Source organism: Bradyrhizobium lablabi (assembly GCF_018129385.1).
GTDB classification, from domain to species: domain Bacteria; phylum Pseudomonadota; class Alphaproteobacteria; order Rhizobiales; family Xanthobacteraceae; genus Bradyrhizobium; species Bradyrhizobium lablabi_C.
On record NZ_JAFCLN010000011.1, the window covers coordinates 39282 to 58453 of the forward strand.

Here is a 19172-nt window from a genome sequence, read left to right on the forward strand (position 1 = left end):
GTAACACTACTCCGCCGCGGGCGACAGGCTGCCTGGCACCGGGGGCGAGCCCTTGGCGGGCGGCGGCTCGCTGTGATGTCCATGGCCGGATGCCGGAGGCTCCTCGTCGCCGTGGGAGACGATCAGCCGCTTGGCGAAGCGCCAGATCAGCGCGCCGATATCGTCCATCACCAGGAACATCGCGGGCACGAACACCAGCGACAGGATGGTCGAGAACAACAGGCCGCCGATCACGGCGAGCGCCATCGGCGAGCGGAATTCGCCGCCGGCGCCGAATGCCAGCGCTGACGGCATCATGCCGGCGACCATCGCGATCGTCGTCATCACGATCGGTCGCGCGCGCTTCATGCCGGCATCGATCATCGCCTCCTCGCGCGGCTTGCCGTCGCGGATCGCTTCGATCGCAAACTCCACCAGCATGATGGCGTTCTTGGTAACGATGCCCATCAACATCAGGATGCCGATCCATACCGGGGTGGTGAGCTGCTTGCCGGTGATCAGCAGCGCGCCGACCGCGCCGCCGATTGAGAGCGGCAGCGAGAACAGGATGGTGAGCGGTTGCAGGAACGTGCCGAACAGCAGCACCAGCACGGCATAGACCATCATCAGGCCGGCGGTGATCGCGGTCGCAAAGCCCTCCGACAGCTCGTTGAGGCTTTCGGCGTCACCGGACGGGCTCACCCTCACGCCCTTCGGCAAGCTCTTCATGACCGGCAGGTCGTAGATCATCCTGGTGGCGTCGCCGAGCGCGGCGGTGCCGACGAGGTCGGCCGCCACCGTCGCCTGCCGTTCGCGGTCGTAGCGGTTGATGCTGGTCGGGCCCTGGTCGAGCTGGATGTCGGCGACGACCGACAGCGGCACGCCGCCGCGTTCGCCGCGCTGGCCGAGTGGTACGCGCAACTGTTGTAGCATCGAGAGGTCGCCGCGCGCGGAATCCTCGAGCTGCACGCGGATCGGCACCTGGCGATCGCCGGCGTCGAATTTTGCCAGCGCCGGGCCGACGTCGCCGATGGTGGCGACGCGGATGGTCTGCGACAGGCTCTCGGTGGAGACGCCGAGCCGTGCGGCGAGCTCCGCGCGCGGGCGGATGCGCAGTTCTGGCCGGTCGAGCGAAGTTTCCGAGATCACGTTGGCGATGATCGGAATGCGCTTCATCTGGGTCGCTAGCTCGCTCGCGACGTTACTGACGATGTTGCTGTCGGTGCCGGTGACGACCAGCGAGATCGCGCGCAGGCCGTTTTCGTCGAGGAACCAGAAGCGGATGTCCGGTACGTTCTCCAGCTCCTGGCTGATCGCCAGCTCGAGCTCGCGCTGGGTGATCGTGCGCTCGGTCTTGGGGGTGTAGTTGATGATCAGCGCGGCGCGGCGCACTTCCTGCGTGCCCGGCGGCACCCGGCCGCCGTCGACGAACACGCTCTTGACCTCCGGTCGCTTGCGCAAGCGCGCGACGATCTCTTCCGTGACCTTTTCGGTATAGGCAAGCTGCGAGCCGGGCGGCAGCTCCATCGCCAGCAGCGAGCGCGCGGTGTCCTGCGCCGGCAGGAAGCCTTGCGGCAGCAGGGTAATGCTCCAGATCGAGGCAGCGAAGACACCAAAGCCGATCAGGACGGTGATGTAATGATGCTTCACCGACCATGCCACGATGTGATGATAGGCGTTCAGCACGCGGCCGGGCGGCGGCTCGTCGTGCTTGGTGTCCTTCATGAAATACGCCGCCAGCACCGGCGTGACGAAGCGTGCAGCCAGCAGCGAGAAGAACACCTGCACCGATACGGTGATGCCGAACTGCTTGAAAAACTGCCCGGCAATGCCGGACATGAAACTTGCCGGTGCGAAGATCGCGATGATGGTCAGCGAGATCGCGATCACGGCGAGGCCGATTTCGTCGGCGGCCTCGAGCGCGGCACGATAGGGCGATTTGCCCATCCGCATGTGCCGCACGATGTTCTCGATCTCGACGATGGCGTCGTCGACCAGAATGCCCGTCGACAGCGTGATGGCGAGGAACGAGACGAGGTTGAGCGAGAAGCCGAGCAGGTCCATCACCCAGAACGCCGGGAAGATCGACAGCGGCAGCGAGATGGCGGCGATGATGGTGGCGCGAATGTCGCGCAGGAACAGCAGCACGATGATGACGGCGAGAATGGCGCCTTCGAACAGCGTCGAGATCGCCGCCTCGTAATTGCCCTTGGTGAAGTCGACCGAGGTATCGATCAGCTTCAGATCGACGTCGGGATAGGCGATCTTGAGCGCGTCGATGCGCTTTTGCACGGCAGCGGCCACCACCACGTCGGAAGCGCCCTTGGAGCGCTTGATGCCGAGCGCGACCACAGGCTCGCCGTTGAAGCGCGCGAAAGTGCGGCGGTCGGCAATGGTGTCGGTGACGGTGCCGAGATCGTCGAGCCGCACCTCGCCGCCGGAGAACAGCGGGATCATGGTGCCGGCGAGTTCGTTCAGCGTCTTGGCGCCGGCCAGGGTGCGGATCGCCTGGTCGTTCTTGCCGATTTCGGCCCGGCCGCCGGCGAGGTCGACATTGGTGCCGCGCAGGATCTGGCTGACATTGACGGCGGTGAGACCCGCGGCCTGTAGCCGGTCCGGATCGAGCGAGACCAGAATTTCACGCTCGACACCGCCGATGCGCTCGACCTGGGCGACGTTGCGCACGCCTTGGAGCGCACGCTTGACGACGTCGTCGACGAAATAGGAGAGCTGCTCCGGCGTCTTGCCCGGCGAGATCGCGGCATAGGTGACGATCGGCAGGCCGATCACGTCGACGCGCTGGATCAAAGGCTCGTTGACGTTTTGCGGCAGGTTGGCACGCACGCGCGTGACGGCGTCCTTGACGTCGTTGAGCGCGCGGTCGGTATTGGTCTCCAGCGCGAACTGGATGGTGGTCACCGACAGGCCGTCGGTGATCGACGAGGAGATGTGACGCACGCCCTCGACGCCGGACACGCCGTCTTCGATGGTCTTGGTGACCTGCGCTTCAAGTTCGGCGGGTGCTGCGCCGAACTGCGCTACCGCCACCGAGATGACGGGAATGTCGGCTGACGGCAGCCGCGTGATCGCGAGCTTGGTAAAGCTCACCCAGCCGAGCACCAGCAGGATGATCGAAAAGACGATGGAAGGAAGCGGATTACGGATCGACCATGCCGAGATATTGAGAGCCATCAGCGTACCCGCGTGCGATCGAGTTCTTCGGCGAACATGGTCTTGACCTGGTCACCGTCATGCAGCGAGGTGCCGGCGTCCGCCACGACGATTTCGCCCACGTCGAGGCCTTCAAGGATCTCGGTAGACGTCTCCGACGACAGCCCGACCTTCACCTTGCGCGTCTCGATCGTGTTTCCTTTGACCACCTGAACCGTCAGGCGGTCAATGGCGGTATGGGGAACTGCGACACCGCAGCTGCGCTTGGCGTCGATATTGGCGCGGGCGAACATGCCGACCTTGAGCGAGGGGTTGTTGGTCAGGGCGATCCGGACGTGGCCGAGCTGGCTCTGCCGGTCGATCTGCGGCGATACCAGGCGGACCCGCCCCACCAGATCGGGCGCGTTGTCCCGGCTGATGCGGGCGGTGGCGCCGGGATTGAGTTTCAGCATGTGGACGCTCGGCACTTCGGCGTCGAGCTCGATCTCGTTATTGACCGCGATCCGGAACATCGGTCCGGCCTGCGGCGAGGCCGGCGCGCCGACAATGGTCCTGACCTCGGTGACGAGGCCCGCGGCCGGCGCGCGCAGCGAGATCGGCCCGGTGCGGCCGCCGCCACCTCCTTGGCCCTGTTGGCCCGGCTGCTGCGGCGGCGCGGAGAGCCGCGCCAGTTCCTGGTTGTCGGTGACCATGTCGCCTTCCTTGACGAAGAGATCGGTGACCTTCGATCCTTCCTGGTCGGCGCCCACCACCGCCTCGCGTTTCGGCACCACGAAACCGGTCACGCGAACCATGTCGGAGAAGCAGGCGTTGGCGGTCTTGGCGACGATGACCAGCGCCTGCCCGGTGGTTTCCTTGGGCTCGGGCCGCTTGCGGTGTTCGAACGAATAGTACCCGACGGCCAGAGCGACCACGATTACCGTTCCGATCGCGGGCTTCAAATATTCGGAAAGCTTCATCGCCGGATCAATCCAGATGCAAAGTCGAGAAATGCGGGGACGCTGGCAGGAGTCCCAAAAACAATGCGTCCCGCAGGGTGTGCGGGACGCATTTTAGCCGGAAAACCTCTGGTAATGCCACGCCGTTTACGCCGGCATTACTTGGAGGCGGTAGTAGTCTTGTTTTCCATGTTCACGACCTGCACGCGGCGGTTGATCTCCGCCATCGGCTGGCCCGGATCCTTCAGCTTGCTCTTGCCATACCCGACGGTGACGAGGTCGGTGCCGTTGATGCCGTATTTGTCGACCAGATATTTCTTGATCGACTCGGCGCGGCGCTCGGACAGATTCTGATTATACTCTTCGCCGCCCGCCGCATCGGTGTGGCCGGCGACCACGAAGGTCGAACCCTTCAATTCGGCATTGCTGAGCGCGCGGCCGAGCGCCTGCACCGACGGCAGCGACTTGGTGCTGATGTCGGCCGAGTTGTAGTCGAAATTGATCTCCAGATCGATCTTCGGCTTGTCCTGCACGATGGCGGCGATTTCCTCGCGCTCGGACTTGGACAGCGAGCGGGTGGTGCGGCCGCGGATGGTGGAGACGAATTTGGCCTCGGCCGGGTTGGCCGCGGGCTCGGCCGGCTGGGAGCCGATCGACAGGCCGCGGGTCAGCGGCTTCTTGGCCGGCGACAGCGCTTTGAGGATTTGATCCTCGGTGACGTCGTCGGCGGCAAACGCCGCGCCGATACCGAACGACAGTGCGGCGCCAAGGGCCACCATCGCGGTCACATGTTTCCGAGACATTTTTGTCATTTGCCAGTCCCTCCTGCGCTGCCCGCGCGGTTCCAAATCAAGATACCCAATAGGCCGCCGCATCAATGGCTCGCGGCGCTGATTACCCGCTGGTTAGTCTATGACGCCGGCTGAAGGGTTCGACGCGGCGCCGCCTCAAATTACGTCACTGGACCCCGTAATCGGCGAATTCCTTCACAATGTTCGGGTCCATGGCCTTGGCGTTAGCTATATCAAGATCGCCTTCCGAAATCGAGCCGTTGCGCTTCTTGGCGATCCCTCGTCCATAAAGCGAGGAGGTCAGGCGCGGATTGATTTTCAGGGCGGCGTCGAAATCGGCGATGGCGTTTTTGGTCTGGCCGCTCTTGAGGTTGACGAGGCCACGGCTATCCAGCGCGTCGACGAAATTCGGGCGCAGCCGCAGCGCCTCGTTGCAATCTTTCAGCGCGGCCTGGAGGTCGCCGATCACGGTGCGGGCCCAGCAACGGTTGTTGTAGGCTTCGACATCCTTCGGGTTGAGCCGCAGCGAATTGTTGAAATCCTTGATCGCAAGGTCATAGGCGCCCTTGCTGGCATAGACCTGCCCGCGGCGGTAAAGCGCTGCGGCATCATCGGGATTGTCGACCAGCCGGGCGGTCAGGCTCTTGATGGTGGGATCGTCGGCCAGGTTAACCGGCGTCGGCTTTTCCGGCGGAGGCGGCGACGGCGGAGCCACGGTCTGCTGCACCGGTGGGGGCGGTGGCGGCGGAGGCGGAGCGACGGTCTGCTGCTGGACCGGAGGGGGAGGCGGAGGAGTAACCGTCTGCTGCGGCGGCGGAGGAGGTGGCGGCGGAAGCACCGCTGGCTGTGGCTGCGGTGCCGGCCGCGAGCCGGCGCCGCCCGGGATGAAGGAAAAATCCTCCGCCAGCGACGAGGAAATCCACGGCACCTGCTCGCCGCGCGAGGCGCGGGTGACGCCGACGCGGGTCTTGTTCAGCGTTTCCTCGGCCATCAGGTCCGGGACGCGGATTTCCTTGAGCAATTCGCGCACGAACAGGCTGCGATCGTTGCCGTTGTCCGCGACCACCGACGACAGCGCGGCGGAATACATCACCAGGGTGCCGTTCGGCGCGATCACGGGGGCAAGTCCGGCCGAAAAGCTGCGGAATCGCCGCTCGAAGGGATTGCGCCTTGAGGCATCGATCAGGGCGATCTTGACCCCGGCGCCGCGGCTGTTGATCTCGCCGAGCACGTTCTCGAGGCTGAAGCCGTCGCGGCGCACATCGGATTCGGTCCAGATCTGGGCGTCGACCGGAATCATGTAGCTCTGGCGGCTGGATTGCACGCCGAAGCCGGAGAAGAAGATCAGCGCGACCGAGCCCGGCTTGATCTTGCCGTAGAAGCGCTCGAACGCGCGGCGCATCTGCTCGCCGGTCAGGTTCTCGCCGGTCTCGACACTAAAGCCGTCGCGCTTGAGTTCTTCCGCCACGTCGCGCGCATCGTTGATCGGTTCCCGCAGAGGTGCCTCGGCGTCGGGATATTTTGCGTTGCCGATGACGAGCGCATAGCGGTCGCCCGCGGCATGGCCGGGGATGACAGGCGCGATGGAAAGGACCAGGGTCAGGAGCAATGCAAGGCGGATGTTCATATCAGCGGCAAATCCAGCAAAAATAGCGCCGATCCAGCTTGCGCCGCGGCGACCTTACCCCACGCAAACCCCATTATCAAACCGCTGTCGCACACCGTCAACCGCTCGCCGCATCGCAGTTTATTGCGACAATTGACCGCGACGGGCCGCCGGATCGGAAGGGAATGGAGCCGCCTTCGGTATCGCAGCCGCCAATGGCAAGGCGATGACATTGTCAGTTCCGCGGCCGGCGATGGTTGCGCGCCTCGGCAGCCGACAATGTGATTTGGCCTCACATTAAAGTTCGCTCATGTCGCCATGCGCCGGGGCCGGTTTGACCTTTCCTGAAGACGATGGCTTGTTGCGGCGCTCCGCCATCTCCAATCAATCAAGAAGAGAAACCGATGGGAAACGCCTACGAAATCTATGCGCTGCGTTATGCGACGATGTCGCCGCGCACCCCCCACATGAACTTTCTGGCGCCCGACCCGCATGAGACCGCCGCGCAGGATCTCGACTATTTCGTCTGGCTGGTCCGCGGGCAGGGCCGCGACATCCTGGTCGACACCGGCTTCAACGCCGAAGAAGCCAAGGCGCGTGCGCGAAAACTCACGCTCAATCCGGTGGACGCACTCGAGGCGTTCGGCGTCAAGGCCGAGTCGATCCGGGATGTCGTGGTCACGCATCTGCATTACGACCACGCCGGCAATCTCGACCGCTTCCCCAGCGCGCGCTTCCATTTGCAGGATCGCGAGATGAGCTACGCCACCGGGCGCTGCATGTGCAACGGCATGTTGCGGCATCCGTTTTCGGTCGAGCACGTCACGACCATGGTGCGGCATGTCTATGGCGAGCGCGTCACCTTCCATTCCGGCGAGGGTGAGGTTGCGCCCAGCGTGACAGTCCACCGTGTCGGCGGCCACTCCGATGGTCTTCAGGTGGTGCGGGTCGAGACCGCGCGCGGGCCCGTGGTGCTGGCGTCGGACGCGGCGCATTACTACGCCAACCTGCAAAAGCGCAGTCCGTTTCCGATCGTCTACAATGTCGGCGATATGGCGACCGGCTGGGAAACCGTCGAGCGGCTCGCCGGCCATCCGGACCGCTTCATTCCGGGGCATGATCCGATCGTGAGCGAAATCTATCCGCGCGCCAGCGACAAGGTCGATGCGTATGCGCTGCATCTGGCGCCGTCGCGCTCGTTTGTGAAATAGGTTTCCAGAAATGGCGGACTACAGGACCATCGGCTTCATCGGCCTCGGCGTCATGGGCGAGCCGATCTGCCGCAACCTCGTGAAGAAGAGCGGCAAGCGCGTGCTGGCCTTCGATCTCTCGGCAGAGCCGCTGGCGCGGCTGCGCGACGAGGGCGCCGGGATTGCCGCTTCGGTGGCGGAGGCGATCAAGCAAAGCGAGCTGCTCTTCCTCTGTCTGCCCAGCGCCAAGCATGTGCGCGCCGTGTTCGAGGGTGACGGCATCCTGAAGAACATCCGGACCGGCCAGGTGGTGGTCGATCTCGGCACATCCTCGGTGAGCCAGACGCGCGACTTTGCCAGGCAGTTGCAGGCAAAGGGTGCGGCCTGGGCGGATGCACCGATCGCCCGGACGCGGCAGGCGGCACAGGATGGCACGCTCAGCGTGATGGTTGGCACGACGCCTGAACTTTATGCCGCGATCGAGCCGCTGATCCGCTGCTTTGCCACCGACGTCACCCATTGCGGCGATGTCGGCGCAGGGCAGGTGACAAAGATCCTCAACAACATGGTGCTGTTCGAGACGGTGAATGCGCTGTCGGAAGCGGTGGCGCTCGCAAAGCACAATGGTGTCGATCCAAAACTGCTGCTGGATACGTTATCGAAAGGCTCCGCCGACAGCTTTGCGCTACGCAATCACGGCATGAAGGCGATCGTGCCCGGCGCGTTTCCGGAGCGCGCGTTCTCGACCGAATATGCGCTGAAGGATCTGTCCTACGCGCTGGAGCTTGCCGGCGATGCCGGGATCAGAATTCGCGGCGCGGAGCTCGTCGGCACGATCTTGCAGGAAGCGATAAATGCAGGATCGGGCGATAATTATTTCCCCGTGATCGCGAAGCATATTGGTGGAGGTTAGTCATGATCGAGCGCTTTCCAGGCCTTACGCCGACACGCAGCCGCGCCGTCGTTCACGATGACCTCGTGCTGACCGTGGCGGTGGCGCCCGATCCGGTGACGCCCTCGATGTACGAGCAGAGCGTGAAGACGCTGGCCCGCATCGATGAGAGTCTTGCCCTCTGCGGCTCGGACAAGAGCAAGATCCTTTCGGCGATCGTCTACATCGCCGACATCAAGCAAAAGGGCGAGATGAACCGCGCCTGGGACGAATGGGTGGACAGGAAAAATCCGCCGATGCGGGCCTGCCTCGGCGTCGATCTCGAGCCGCCGCATATCGTGGAGATCGTGGTGACGGCGGTGAAGTGAGTCTCGTCATTCCGGGGCGCGCGGAGCGCGAGCCCGGAATCCATAACCACAGGCCACCGTTGGTTTAAAGGAAAGGCGTCTACGAGTCGTCGCAAAGCCAGCGCTGCGGCGTATGGATTCCGGGCTCGCGCTTCGCGCGCCCCGGAATGACGATTCTCAATACGCTTCCTTCGCGTCCGCTTCCCTGCTGGTCTGCACCAGGTCAAGACTCTTCTCGATCTTGCCGAGCAGCGCAGCAAAATCCTTGCGCTCCTGCGGAGAGAGGCACGACAGGATCTCCTGCTCCCGGCGAAGCAATTGGGGGATCAGTTCCTCGTACAGCGTCTTTCCCTTCGGCGTCATCTGGAGGCGGAATTCGCGGCGGTCGTCGGCGTTCTCCGCGCGCTCGATCAGCTTGCGCTGCATCAGCGAGGTGACGGCGCGGCTGATGGTGGATTTATGGGTGCGCGTGCAGTGCGCGATGTATTGTGCGCTACAGGCGTCCTTGCGAAAGCCCAGCGTCGCCAGCACGCGCCATTCCGGAATGTCGAGCCCATAACGCTCCTGGTATTCGACCGAGAGTGCACTGCTGACCTCGGCTGCCAGCCGGTTCAGGCGGAACGGCACGAATTTGAGCAGATCGAGCCGCAAGCCCTTGCGCGCCGCGCTGTCCTCGCGCGGTTCGACCGGTACTTCGCTGAGCGACGCTTTCGCCAAAATTGCTCCAATTTGAGTTGACGCCGGAGCCCGGACGGGGTTTAAGATAGTTGCAGATGCGACTAATTTACCAGAGTCGCGCGCCCTTGGCCAGAGCAAACGTATCGCGAGCGATTGTATGGCGCAGACCAAAACCCAGTTCGGCTACCGCCGCCATCCCGACCAGGATCGGGCGAGCTCTGATATTGCCGAACATCCGGTCGTGGTGGTCGGCGCCGGTCCGGTGGGGCTGTCGCTCGCGATCGACCTGGCGCAGCGCGGCCACAAGGTGGTGCTGCTGGATGATGCCGACCGGATCGGCGAGGGTTCGCGCGCGATCTGTTTTTCAAAACGCTCGCTGGAATTCTGGGACCGGCTCGGCATCGGCCAGCGCATGGTCGACAAGGGCGTGGTGTGGAGCGTCGGAAAAATCTTTCACGGCGCCTCGCAGCTCTATCAGTTCAACCTGTTGCCGGAGGAGGGTCACAAGCGGCCCGCCTTCATCAACCTCCAGCAATTCTACGCCGAGGCCTATCTGGTCGATCGCGTCGAAGAGCTCGATGCGATCGATCTGCGCTGGCGCAACAAGGTGACGGGGCTCTCGAGGCGCAACGATTATGTCGCGCTGACGGTCGATACGCCCGACGGGCCCTATCAAATGCATGCGCAATATGTCGTCGCCTGCGACGGGGCGCGCTCGTCGCTGCGGCAGATGGTCGGCGCGGACTTTTCCGGCCAGGTGTTCGAGGATCAATTCCTGATCGCCGACGTCAGGATGACGGCGGCGTTTCCGACCGAGCGCTGGTTCTGGTTCGATCCGCCGTTCCATGCCGGGCGCTCGGCGCTGCTGCACAAGCAGCCGGACGACATCTGGCGCATCGATTTGCAGCTCAGTCCGGATGCCGATTCCGTCGCCGAGAAGCGCCCCGAAAATGTCCGGCCGCGGATTGCGCGCATGCTCGGCCATGACAAGTTCGAGTTCGAATGGATCTCGCTCTACAAGTTCCAGTGCCGGCGCATGGAGCGCTTTGTCCACGGCCGCGTGATCTTCGCCGGCGACGCCGCGCATCAGGTCTCGCCGTTCGGCGCGCGCGGCGCCAATTCGGGGCTGGAGGACGCCGAGAACATTTCATGGAAGCTCGACCGCGTGCTGCGCGGCACCTCGCCGGAAGGCCTGCTGGAGAGCTATCACACCGAACGCAGCGCCGCCGCCGACGAGAACATCCGCGAATCTACCCGCTCGACCGATTTCATGGCTCCGGCCACGCGGCAGGAAGCGCGGCTGCGCAAGGCGGTGCTGGCGCTGGCCAAGGAAACCGAATTCGGCAAGCGCATGGTCAATGGCGGGCGGCTGTCGGTGCCGTCGGTCTACGACACGCCGCTGTCGACTGCGGATACCGACGATTGGCGCGGCGGTCCGCGGCCGGGAACTTCGATGCCCGATGCGCCGGTGGCGGATCGCAATGGCAATCCGATGTTCCTGACCGAAGCCTTCATCCGAAAGGGAACGCGCTTCACGTTGCTGACGTTTGGCAATGGTACGGCGGTCGATGCGCCGGAAGGCGTCGGTACGATCCGCGTTGGCGGCGAGGAAGGATTGATCGACGCGGCGGGATTGGCCGGCCAGCGTTACGATGCCGAGACTGGCGCCAGCTATCTGCTGCGGCCCGACGGTTATGTCGCCGCGCGCTTCCGCCAGCCGGCAAGATCCGCGATCGATGCGGCGCTGGCGCGCGCCTGCGGACTCAATTGAGGTTTTTGGCGATGCCGCTCTCGACCAGCTCGAACTTTGCCAAGCCGGACGACGCTTTTCGCGCCATCGTCGAGGCGCATCGCGGCTTGAGTGAAGCCGAGAGCGCCGACCTCGATGCGGCGCTGGTGCTGGTGCTCGCCAACCACATCGGCGATCTCGACGTGCTGCGCGAGGCGATCGTGCTGGCGAAGCGGCGGGTGCTGGATGCCGATCAGCAGCAACAACAGCAACAACAGCAACAACAATAGGGTGATCGTGCCAAAGCCGTCATTGCGAGCGAAGCGAAGCAATCCAGCTTTCTTGCTCGCGAAAGAAAAAGGAAGCTGGATTGCTTCCGCCTTCGCGCGAAAGCGCTTCGGCGGACTTGAGCCCTGCGAAGCTTGCGCAGCAAGCGAAGAAGGGTCGTCGCAAGGGCTCCTCGCAATGACGGGGATGGACCTGGATTTGTCAGACAGGGAATGGAATTGATGGCCAAGAGCGCTGCCAAAGGTTTTGCGTCCACCACCGATCTGGCGGAGAAGAAGATCACCTTCTCCGAGATCGGCACCGATCTCTACGCTTTCACCGCCGAAGGTGACCCCAACACCGCCATCATCGTCGGCGAGGACGGCTGCCTCGTGTTCGACGCGCAGGCAACGCCTGCGATGGCGAACAAGGTGATCGAGCGGGTTCGCGCCGTCACCGACAAGCCGATCAAATATGTCGTGCTGTCGCATTATCACGCGGTGCGCGTGCTCGGGGCTTCCGCCTACAAGGCGCAGGGCATCGTCGCCTCGCAGGAAACCTACCGGCTGATCGAGGAGCGCGGCCAGCAGGACTGGGATTCCGAATACGGCCGCTTTCCGCGCCTGTTCCAGGACGCGCAGAGCATTCCCGGCCTGACCTGGCCGACGCTGACCTTCGAAGGCGAGATGTCGATCTATCTCGGCAAGCGCGAGGTGCGGTTGATGCAGCTCGGCGCGGGGCACACCTCCGGCGACATCGTCGCCTGGGTGCCGGATGCCGAGGTGATGTTTTCCGGCGATCTGATCGAATATCACTCGGCCTGCTATTGCGGCGATGCGCATTTGCGCGAATGGCCGATGACGCTGAATGAAATCCGCGCCTTCAATCCGAAGGCAATCGCGCCCGGCCGTGGCGATGCGCTGAAGGGGCTTTCGACGGCGCGCGATGCGATCGCGATGACGCGCGACTTCGTCACCACGCTCTATGGCGCCGCCGAGTCATCCATCGCCAAGGGACGCACGCTGAAGGAGACGATGGCGGCGACGCGCGAGGTGATGGATCCGAAATTCTCGACCTTCGCCATCTATGAGCACTGCCTGCCGTTCAACGTTTCGCGCGCGTTCGACGAGGCTTCGGGGATCGACGATCCCGTGATCTGGACCGACAAGCGCGACCAGGAAATGTGGGCCGCCCTGCAAGGCGCATGATCCCGAAAAAGCCTGCCCCGCACTTGATGCGGGGTGGGAACCGGTTTTCGGAAAAGATCATGCAAAGAATGGAGGATGACCATGAATATCAATACCTCGCCTGAAACGATCTCCCGCAGCTCGGTGCAGATCACGCCGGGCTACATGTCCGGCTTCCGCAACAGCTTTGAGACCGAGGCGCTGCCGGGCGCGCTGCCGGTCGGGCGCAACTCGCCGCAGCGCTGCGCCTATGGGCTCTACGCCGAGCAGCTTTCCGGCTCGCCCTTCACCGCACCGCGCGGCAGCAACGAGCGCTCCTGGCTCTATCGTATCCGTCCGTCGGTGAAGCATTCCGGCCGTTTCGAAAAGGTCGATGCCGGGCTGTGGCGCACCGCGCCATGCCATGAATACGATTTTCCGATCGCGCAACTGCGCTGGGATCCCGCGCCGATCCCGAAGGAAGACCAGACGTTCCTCGCCGGCGTGCAGACCATGACGACCGCGGGCGATGCCAACACGCAAGCAGGCATGGCCGCGCATGTCTATCTGATCACCAAATCGATGGTCGATCAGAACTTTTACAATGCCGACGGCGAGATGATGTTCGTGGCGCAGCAGGGCAATCTGCGCCTCGTCACGGAGTTCGGCCGCATCGATATCGAGCCCGGCGAGATCGCCGTGATTCCGCGTGGCGTGAAGTTTCGCGTGGAAGTGCCTGGCGGTCCCGCACGCGGCTATATCTGCGAAAACTATGGCGGCGCCTTCACGCTGCCGGAGCGCGGGCCGATCGGCGCCAACTGCCTCGCCAATTCGCGGGATTTCCTGACGCCGGTTGCGGCTTACGAGGACAAGGACACGCCGACCGAACTGTTCGTGAAGTGGGGCGGCTCGCTATTCAAGACGGCGCTGCCGCATTCGCCGATCGACGTCGTCGCCTGGCACGGCAACTACGCGCCCTACAAATACGACCTGCGCACCTTCTCGCCTGTCGGCGCCATCAGCTTCGACCACCCCGATCCCTCGATCTTCACCGTGCTGACCTCGCCCTCGGAGACGCCGGGCACCGCGAACATCGATTTTGTGATCTTCCCGGAGCGCTGGGCAGTCGCGGAAAATACCTTCCGCCCGCCCTGGTATCACATGAACATCATGTCGGAGTTCATGGGGCTGATCTACGGCGTCTATGACGCCAAGCCGCAAGGCTTTACGCCGGGAGGCATCTCCCTGCACAACCAGATGCTGCCGCACGGCCCGGACCGCGAGGCGTTCGACCACGCCAGCAACGGCGAACAGAAGCCGGTAAAGCTGACCGGCACCATGGCCTTCATGTTCGAGACACGCTTTCCGCAGCGCGTGACGAAACACGCGGCAACATCGGCGACGCTCCAGGACGATTACGCCGATTGCTGGAAGGGACTGGAGAAGCGGTTCGATCCGAACCGGCCGTAGCTTCTTCCCCTCTCCCCTTGTGGGAGAGGGTGGACGCGATGCCTTGGCATCGCGGACGGGTGAGGGGTTCTCTCCGCAACGGCGGTGTCTGAGGAGACAACCCCTCATCCGGCGCTTTGCGCCACCTTCTCCCACAAGGGGAGAAGGAAGAAAGGACCAATTCCACAATGCCCCATCCCAACGACCCAAAACTCCGCTCCTTCATCGACGTTGCACCTAGCTCCGACTTCCCGATTCAGAACCTCCCCTACGGCGTGTTCTCCACGAAGGACGGCCTCGCCCCGCGCATCGGCGTTGCCATCGGCGACTACGTGCTCGATCTCTGGCAGCTCGCGCAGGATTGCCGGATCGATGTGGTCGAGCCCGCCGTGTTCGCCGCGTCGGCACTGAACCCCTTCATGGCGCTGGGTCCAAAAGTGTGGTCGCGCACGCGGGCGCGGATCAGCGAACTGTTGCGCCACGACTTTCCGGAGCTGCGCGACAATCCCGGGCTGCGCAAGCGCGCGCTGGTGCCGATGGCGGATGTCACGCTGCACTTGCCGTTCACAGTCGCCGGCTACACCGATTTCTATTCCTCGAAGGAGCACGCCACCAATGTCGGCGTCATGTTCCGCGGCAAGGACAACGCGCTGCAACCGAACTGGCTGCACATGCCGATCGGCTACAACGGCCGCGCTTCGACTGTGGTGGTCAGCGGCACAAAAGTGCGGCGGCCGCGCGGGCAGCTAAAACCGCCGACAGCCGATGTGCCGTCGTTCGGTCCGTGCAAGCGGCTCGATTTCGAGCTCGAAATGGGCGTGGTGGTCGGGCAGTCCTCGCCGATGGGCGAGATGCTGAGCGAAGCGCAGGCCGAAGAGATGATCTTCGGCTTCGTGATCCTCAACGACTGGAGCGCGCGCGATATCCAGCAATGGGAATATGTGCCGCTCGGGCCGTTCCAGGCCAAGGCGTTCGGCACCTCGATCAGCCCGTGGGTGGTGACGCGTGACGCGCTGGAGCCGTTTCGCCTGCATGGGCCGAAGCAGGAGCCGGAACCGCTGGCCTATCTGAAGCAGACAAGGCCGAACAATTTTGACATGGAGCTTGATGTGGCGCTGCGCGCGTCCGGCATGAACGAAGCGCAAAGCATCTGCCGCACCAATTTCAAGTACATGTACTGGTCCTCGGTGCAGCAGCTCGTGCACCACGCCTCCTCAGGCTGCGCCATGAATGTCGGCGATCTCTTGGGGAGTGGCACAATCTCCGGTCCCGAGAAGAATCAGCGCGGCAGCCTGCTGGAGATTAGCTGGAACGGCAGCGAGCCGGTCGAGCTGGCCGCCGGCGTCAAGCGATCGTTCCTCGAAGACGGCGACTCGCTCGTCATGCGCGGCTGGTGCCAAGGTGAGGGCTACCGCGTCGGATTCGGCGAGGTCGAGGGGACGATTCTGGCGGCGGAATGACGTTCTCCACCGTCATTGCGAGCGAAGCGAAGCAATCCAGAGCCGTGGGCGAGACTCTGGATTGCTTCGTCGCTTCGCTCCCCGCAATGACGGGGATAGAGCTAGCGCTCCTCAGGCCGAACATCCCGTAGCCGCGCACAATGCGCGGCGATGTCCTCAAGGCTGTATTTCAAATGCACACGCTTGTCTGACGGCACCTGCTTGGCGCTGCAAACACCCGGCCGCCATTCCTTCGAAGGCCGGATCGGCCGCGGCTGAAAGCCGCCACCGCAATTCGGGCAGACGTTGCCCAGCTTGTTATCGGCGCAATCGGCGCAGAACGTGCACTCGTAGGAACAGATGCGCGCTTCCACCGAATTCGGCGGCAGGTCCTTGTCGCAATATTCGCAGTTCGGCCGAAGTTGCAGCGCCATGGATGTCTCGCGGGTTGAGTGAGGCTGATGATCGCAAATCGAATATTCGAAACGAATGACGAATATCCCTCGATTTCGGACGCCGTCATTCCGGGATGCGCCGTAAGGAGCAGGCCCGGAATCCATAACCACCATCGTGAGTATGGATTCCGGGCTCGCGCTACGCGCGCCGCGGAATGACATCAGTTGTGGCTAGCGCTCCAGCGCTCGCAGCGGCAGTTTCATGCTCTCCTTCAGCCTATCCAGCACGATCGACGAGCGCACATGCGCGACGCTCTGGTGCGGCATCAGCACGTCGTTGACGATCGCGGACAGGCTCTTGAGGTCGCGCAGCATCACCTTGAGCAGATAGTCCGCATCGCCGGTCAGCGAATAGGCCTCCTGGATGTCGTCGACGCGGTTCACCAGCTCGCGGAATTTTTTTGCGTTGTCGGGCGAATGGGTGGCGAGCGTGATGTGGATGAAGGCGATCAGCTCAAAGCCGAGCGCTTCGCCGGCGAGGTCGGCATGATAGCCCGCGATCACCTTCTCCTCCTCCAGCCGCATCCGCCGCCGCGAGCATTGCGAGGCCGACAGGCCGACGAGATCGGCTAGCTGCTGGTTGGTCAGGCGGCCGTCGTCCTGGAGGGCGGCCAGCATTTTGAGGTCGAAGGTGTCTACCTGGATCATGCGTAAATTCGAGCTTTGATGCACGGATTGTGCGTCACCCTAGCAAAACGCAGGCGTATTTGCATGCACTTTGCACACCATCTGACGGAAATTGATCCAAATCAATTTGGGAGATTCCGCCATGGGTCCATTCCCGCATGACGGGCCGCCCGCCACCATCAGCTCCGATAATCCGATGGGAACGGACGGCTTTGAGTTCGTCGAATACGCGCACCCCAATCCGGAAGAGCTGCACGGGCTGCTCAAGCTGATGGGCTTTGCGCCGGTCGCTCGCCACCGCTCGAAAAAGATCACGGTCTACCGCCAGGGCGACGTCAATTATCTCGTCAACGAACAGCCCGGCACTCACGGCACCAACTTTGTCGCGGAGCACGGGCCGTGCGCGCCGTCGATGGCGTTCCGCGTGGTGGATGCGAAGCAGGCCTATGAGCGCGCGATTTCGCTCGGCGCCGAGCCGGCTCGCGTCCCGTCCGCGCAGAAGACGCTCGACGTTCCCGCCATCAAGGGCATCGGCGGCAGCCTCCTGTATTTCGTCGATCGCTATGGCGCAAAGGGCTCGGCCTATGATGCCGAGTTCGAGTGGGTCGGCACAAGGGATCCGCGCCCGGCGGGGGCGGGACTTTTTTATATCGATCACCTCACCCACAACGTTCATCGCGGCCGCATGGATGTGTGGACCGGCTTCTACGCAAAACTGTTCAACTTCCGCCAGATCCGCTTCTTCGACATCGAGGGCCGTGCGTCGGGCCTGTTCTCGCGCGCGCTGACCAGTCCGGACGGCAAGATCAGGATTCCGATCAACGAGGACGCCGGCGATTCCGGCCAGATCGAGGAATATCTCAACATCTATCGCGGCGAGGGCATCCAGCACATCGCCTGCGGCGTGCGCGACATCCATCGCACGATCGAGTCCTTGCGCGAAGCCGGCCTGCCGTTCATGCCGTCACCGCCGGATACCTATTTCGAGAAAATCGATACCCGCCTGCCGAAGCATGGCGAGGACGTCGCGCGCTTGCAGAAGAACGGCATTCTGATCGACGGCGAAGGCGTCGTCGACGGCGGCCAGACAAAGGTGCTGCTACAGATCTTTTCGGCGAATGCGATCGGCCCGATCTTCTTCGAATTCATCCAGCGCAAGGGCGACGACGGATTCGGCGAGGGCAATTTCAAGGCACTGTTCGAATCGATCGAGGAAGATCAGATCAGGCGCGGCGTGCTGAAGGTCGATCACGATCACGCGGCGTAGCTCTCTCTTATCCCGCCCCCTTGTGGGGCGGGATAAGCACCGCGGGTGTCGCTACCTCACCGCTTCCACGCACTCGCAATCGCGCCGAGTTCTGCGACCTCCGGCTCGCGGATCGCTGACGGCGTGCGCGAGAAGCGCGGCGCCGGCGCCGGCTGGGTCACACCGTGGCGCTCCACAAATACCCCGCGCGCGGCCATGTGCGGATGCTTTGGCGCCTCTTTCATGGTCAGGATCGGCGCAAAGCAGATGTCAGTGCCCTCCATGATCTTGCACCAGTCCTCGCGCGTCTTGCTCTTGAACACGTTTGTAAGTTTCTCCTTCAGCGCCGGCCAGGCCTTGCGGTCCATCTGCGCGTCGAAATCGGCATCGGTCAGGCCCGCATGCTGGCGCAGCAGCGCGTAAAACTGCGGCTCGATCGAACCGATCGAGATGAAATTGCCGCAGGAGCATTCATAGACGCCGTAAAAATGCGCGCCGCCGTCGAGGAAATTCTGGTCGCGTCCTTCGCTCCAGCGGCCCATCGCGCTCATGTCGAAGAACATCGACATCAGCGAGGCCGCGCCGTCGCACATCGCGGCATCCACCACCTGTCCCTTGCCGGATTTTTGCGCTTCCAGCAGCGCTGCGAGCACGCCGACCACCAGATAAAGCGCGCCGCCGCCGAAATCGCCGACGAGGTTGAGCGGCGGTACAGGCTTCTCCTTGGTGCCGATCGCGGCCAGCGCGCCTGTTATGGAGATGTAGTTGATGTCGTGACCGGCGGCGTTGGCCAGCGGGCCTTCCTGGCCCCAGCCGGTCATGCGGCCGTAGACCAGTTTTGGGTTGCGTGCCAGCACGACATCAGGACCAAGGCCGAGCCGCTCCATCACGCCGGGGCGAAAACCCTCGATCAGCGCGTCGGCATTCGCAAGCAGGTCCAGCACCTGCGCGGCGGCCGCCTTGTCCTTCAAATCGAGCTCGACGACCTTGCGGCCACGCACGGCCACCGCCTTCAAATTCTTGCCCGCCCCGACGCGGTCGAGCGTGACGACTTCCGCGCCCATATCGGCCAGCATCATGCAGGCGAACGGGCCGGGGCCGATGCCGGCGAATTCGACGATGCGGAAACCCGCGAGCGGGCCGGAGGTGCGGGTTGCAGATTGGGCAGCGGGTTTGTCGAGCACGTCGTTTCCACCGAGTTT

General features: G+C 63.5%; 18 protein-coding genes. 10 read left to right on the plus strand and 8 right to left on the minus strand.

The window, feature by feature from the left end:
* Positions 1–6 precede the first annotated feature (6 nt).
* From JQ628_RS20470 to JQ628_RS20485, 4 genes are all read right to left on the minus strand, one after another.
* A complete protein-coding gene (locus JQ628_RS20470; protein ID WP_212224881.1) occupies positions 7–3171 on the minus strand; it encodes an efflux RND transporter permease subunit in 3165 nt (1054 codons plus the stop codon).
* The gene (locus JQ628_RS20475; RefSeq protein ID WP_212224884.1) at positions 3171–4109 is read right to left on the minus strand and encodes an efflux RND transporter periplasmic adaptor subunit; all 939 of its coding nucleotides are present in this window, start codon (positions 4107–4109) and stop codon (positions 3171–3173) included. The genes JQ628_RS20470 and JQ628_RS20475 overlap by 1 nt, the downstream gene beginning before the upstream one ends.
* A 137-nt stretch (positions 4110–4246) precedes the next feature.
* Positions 4247–4900 carry an OmpA family protein gene (locus JQ628_RS20480; RefSeq protein ID WP_212224886.1) on the minus strand — a complete coding sequence of 218 codons (654 nt, stop codon included), beginning with the start codon at positions 4898–4900 and terminating at the stop codon, positions 4247–4249.
* 145 nt (positions 4901–5045) lie between these two features.
* On the minus strand, positions 5046–6506 hold the full coding sequence (locus tag JQ628_RS20485) for a caspase family protein (protein ID WP_212224888.1): 1461 nt from the start codon (positions 6504–6506) through the stop codon (positions 5046–5048).
* Positions 6507–6889: 383 nt separating this feature from the next.
* On the opposite strand from JQ628_RS20485, the gene JQ628_RS20490 reads away from it, so the two are divergent.
* The 3 genes from JQ628_RS20490 to JQ628_RS20500 are packed head-to-tail and all read left to right on the plus strand — an operon-like array spanning position 6890 to position 8935.
* Complete coding sequence (locus JQ628_RS20490; protein ID WP_212224889.1) at positions 6890–7696, plus strand: N-acyl homoserine lactonase family protein; 807 nt, start codon at positions 6890–6892, stop codon at positions 7694–7696.
* 10 nt (positions 7697–7706) lie between these two features.
* Complete coding sequence (locus JQ628_RS20495) at positions 7707–8588, plus strand: NAD(P)-dependent oxidoreductase (protein WP_212224890.1); 882 nt, start codon at positions 7707–7709, stop codon at positions 8586–8588.
* Between the two features lie 2 nt (positions 8589–8590).
* Positions 8591–8935 carry a RidA family protein gene (locus JQ628_RS20500; protein WP_212224891.1) on the plus strand — a complete coding sequence of 115 codons (345 nt, stop codon included), beginning with the start codon at positions 8591–8593 and terminating at the stop codon, positions 8933–8935.
* Positions 8936–9091: 156 nt separating this feature from the next.
* Here the strand turns inward: JQ628_RS20500 and JQ628_RS20505 are convergent, their stop codons facing one another.
* Positions 9092–9565 (minus strand): MarR family winged helix-turn-helix transcriptional regulator, encoded by a 474-nt coding sequence (locus JQ628_RS20505; RefSeq protein ID WP_433996153.1) that lies wholly within the window; start codon positions 9563–9565, stop codon positions 9092–9094.
* A gap of 112 nt (positions 9566–9677) precedes the next feature.
* On the opposite strand from JQ628_RS20505, the gene JQ628_RS20510 reads away from it, so the two are divergent.
* From JQ628_RS20510 to fahA, 6 genes are all read left to right on the plus strand, one after another.
* Positions 9678–11363 carry an FAD-dependent oxidoreductase gene (locus JQ628_RS20510; RefSeq protein WP_349628100.1) on the plus strand — a complete coding sequence of 562 codons (1686 nt, stop codon included), beginning with the start codon at positions 9678–9680 and terminating at the stop codon, positions 11361–11363.
* 11 nt (positions 11364–11374) lie between these two features.
* Complete coding sequence (locus tag JQ628_RS20515; protein WP_212224893.1) at positions 11375–11611, plus strand: DUF2783 domain-containing protein; 237 nt, start codon at positions 11375–11377, stop codon at positions 11609–11611.
* A complete protein-coding gene (locus JQ628_RS20520; protein ID WP_212224894.1) occupies positions 11568–11831 on the plus strand; it encodes a hypothetical protein in 264 nt (87 codons plus the stop codon). The genes JQ628_RS20515 and JQ628_RS20520 overlap by 44 nt, the downstream gene beginning before the upstream one ends.
* Positions 11831–12796 (plus strand): MBL fold metallo-hydrolase, encoded by a 966-nt coding sequence (locus JQ628_RS20525; protein WP_212224895.1) that lies wholly within the window; start codon positions 11831–11833, stop codon positions 12794–12796. The genes JQ628_RS20520 and JQ628_RS20525 overlap by 1 nt, the downstream gene beginning before the upstream one ends.
* Positions 12797–12877: 81 nt before the next feature.
* A complete protein-coding gene (gene hmgA / locus JQ628_RS20530) occupies positions 12878–14224 on the plus strand; it encodes a homogentisate 1,2-dioxygenase (RefSeq protein WP_212224896.1) in 1347 nt (448 codons plus the stop codon).
* 167 nt (positions 14225–14391) lie between these two features.
* The gene (fahA, locus tag JQ628_RS20535; protein WP_212224897.1) at positions 14392–15663 is read left to right on the plus strand and encodes a fumarylacetoacetase; all 1272 of its coding nucleotides are present in this window, start codon (positions 14392–14394) and stop codon (positions 15661–15663) included.
* A gap of 101 nt (positions 15664–15764) precedes the next feature.
* Here the strand turns inward: fahA and JQ628_RS20540 are convergent, their stop codons facing one another.
* Together JQ628_RS20540 and JQ628_RS20545 are read right to left on the minus strand one after the other, a co-directional pair.
* Entirely contained in the window at positions 15765–16076 is a 312-nt protein-coding gene (locus JQ628_RS20540) for a DUF1272 domain-containing protein (protein ID WP_212224898.1), read from the minus strand.
* 192 nt (positions 16077–16268) lie between these two features.
* Positions 16269–16745, minus strand: a complete 477-nt coding sequence (locus JQ628_RS20545) for an Lrp/AsnC family transcriptional regulator (protein WP_212224899.1) — start codon at positions 16743–16745, stop codon at positions 16269–16271.
* Positions 16746–16866: 121 nt separating this feature from the next.
* Here JQ628_RS20545 and hppD point away from each other — a divergent pair, with 121 nt between their 5' ends.
* Positions 16867–17991: a 4-hydroxyphenylpyruvate dioxygenase gene (gene hppD, locus JQ628_RS20550; RefSeq protein ID WP_212224900.1), complete on the plus strand. Its 1125-nt coding sequence runs from the start codon at positions 16867–16869 to the stop codon at positions 17989–17991.
* A 56-nt stretch (positions 17992–18047) separates the two neighbouring features.
* Here hppD and JQ628_RS20555 read toward each other — a convergent pair whose 3' ends face one another.
* Complete coding sequence (locus tag JQ628_RS20555; RefSeq protein ID WP_212224902.1) at positions 18048–19154, minus strand: CaiB/BaiF CoA transferase family protein; 1107 nt, start codon at positions 19152–19154, stop codon at positions 18048–18050.
* Positions 19155–19172 lie beyond the last annotated feature (18 nt).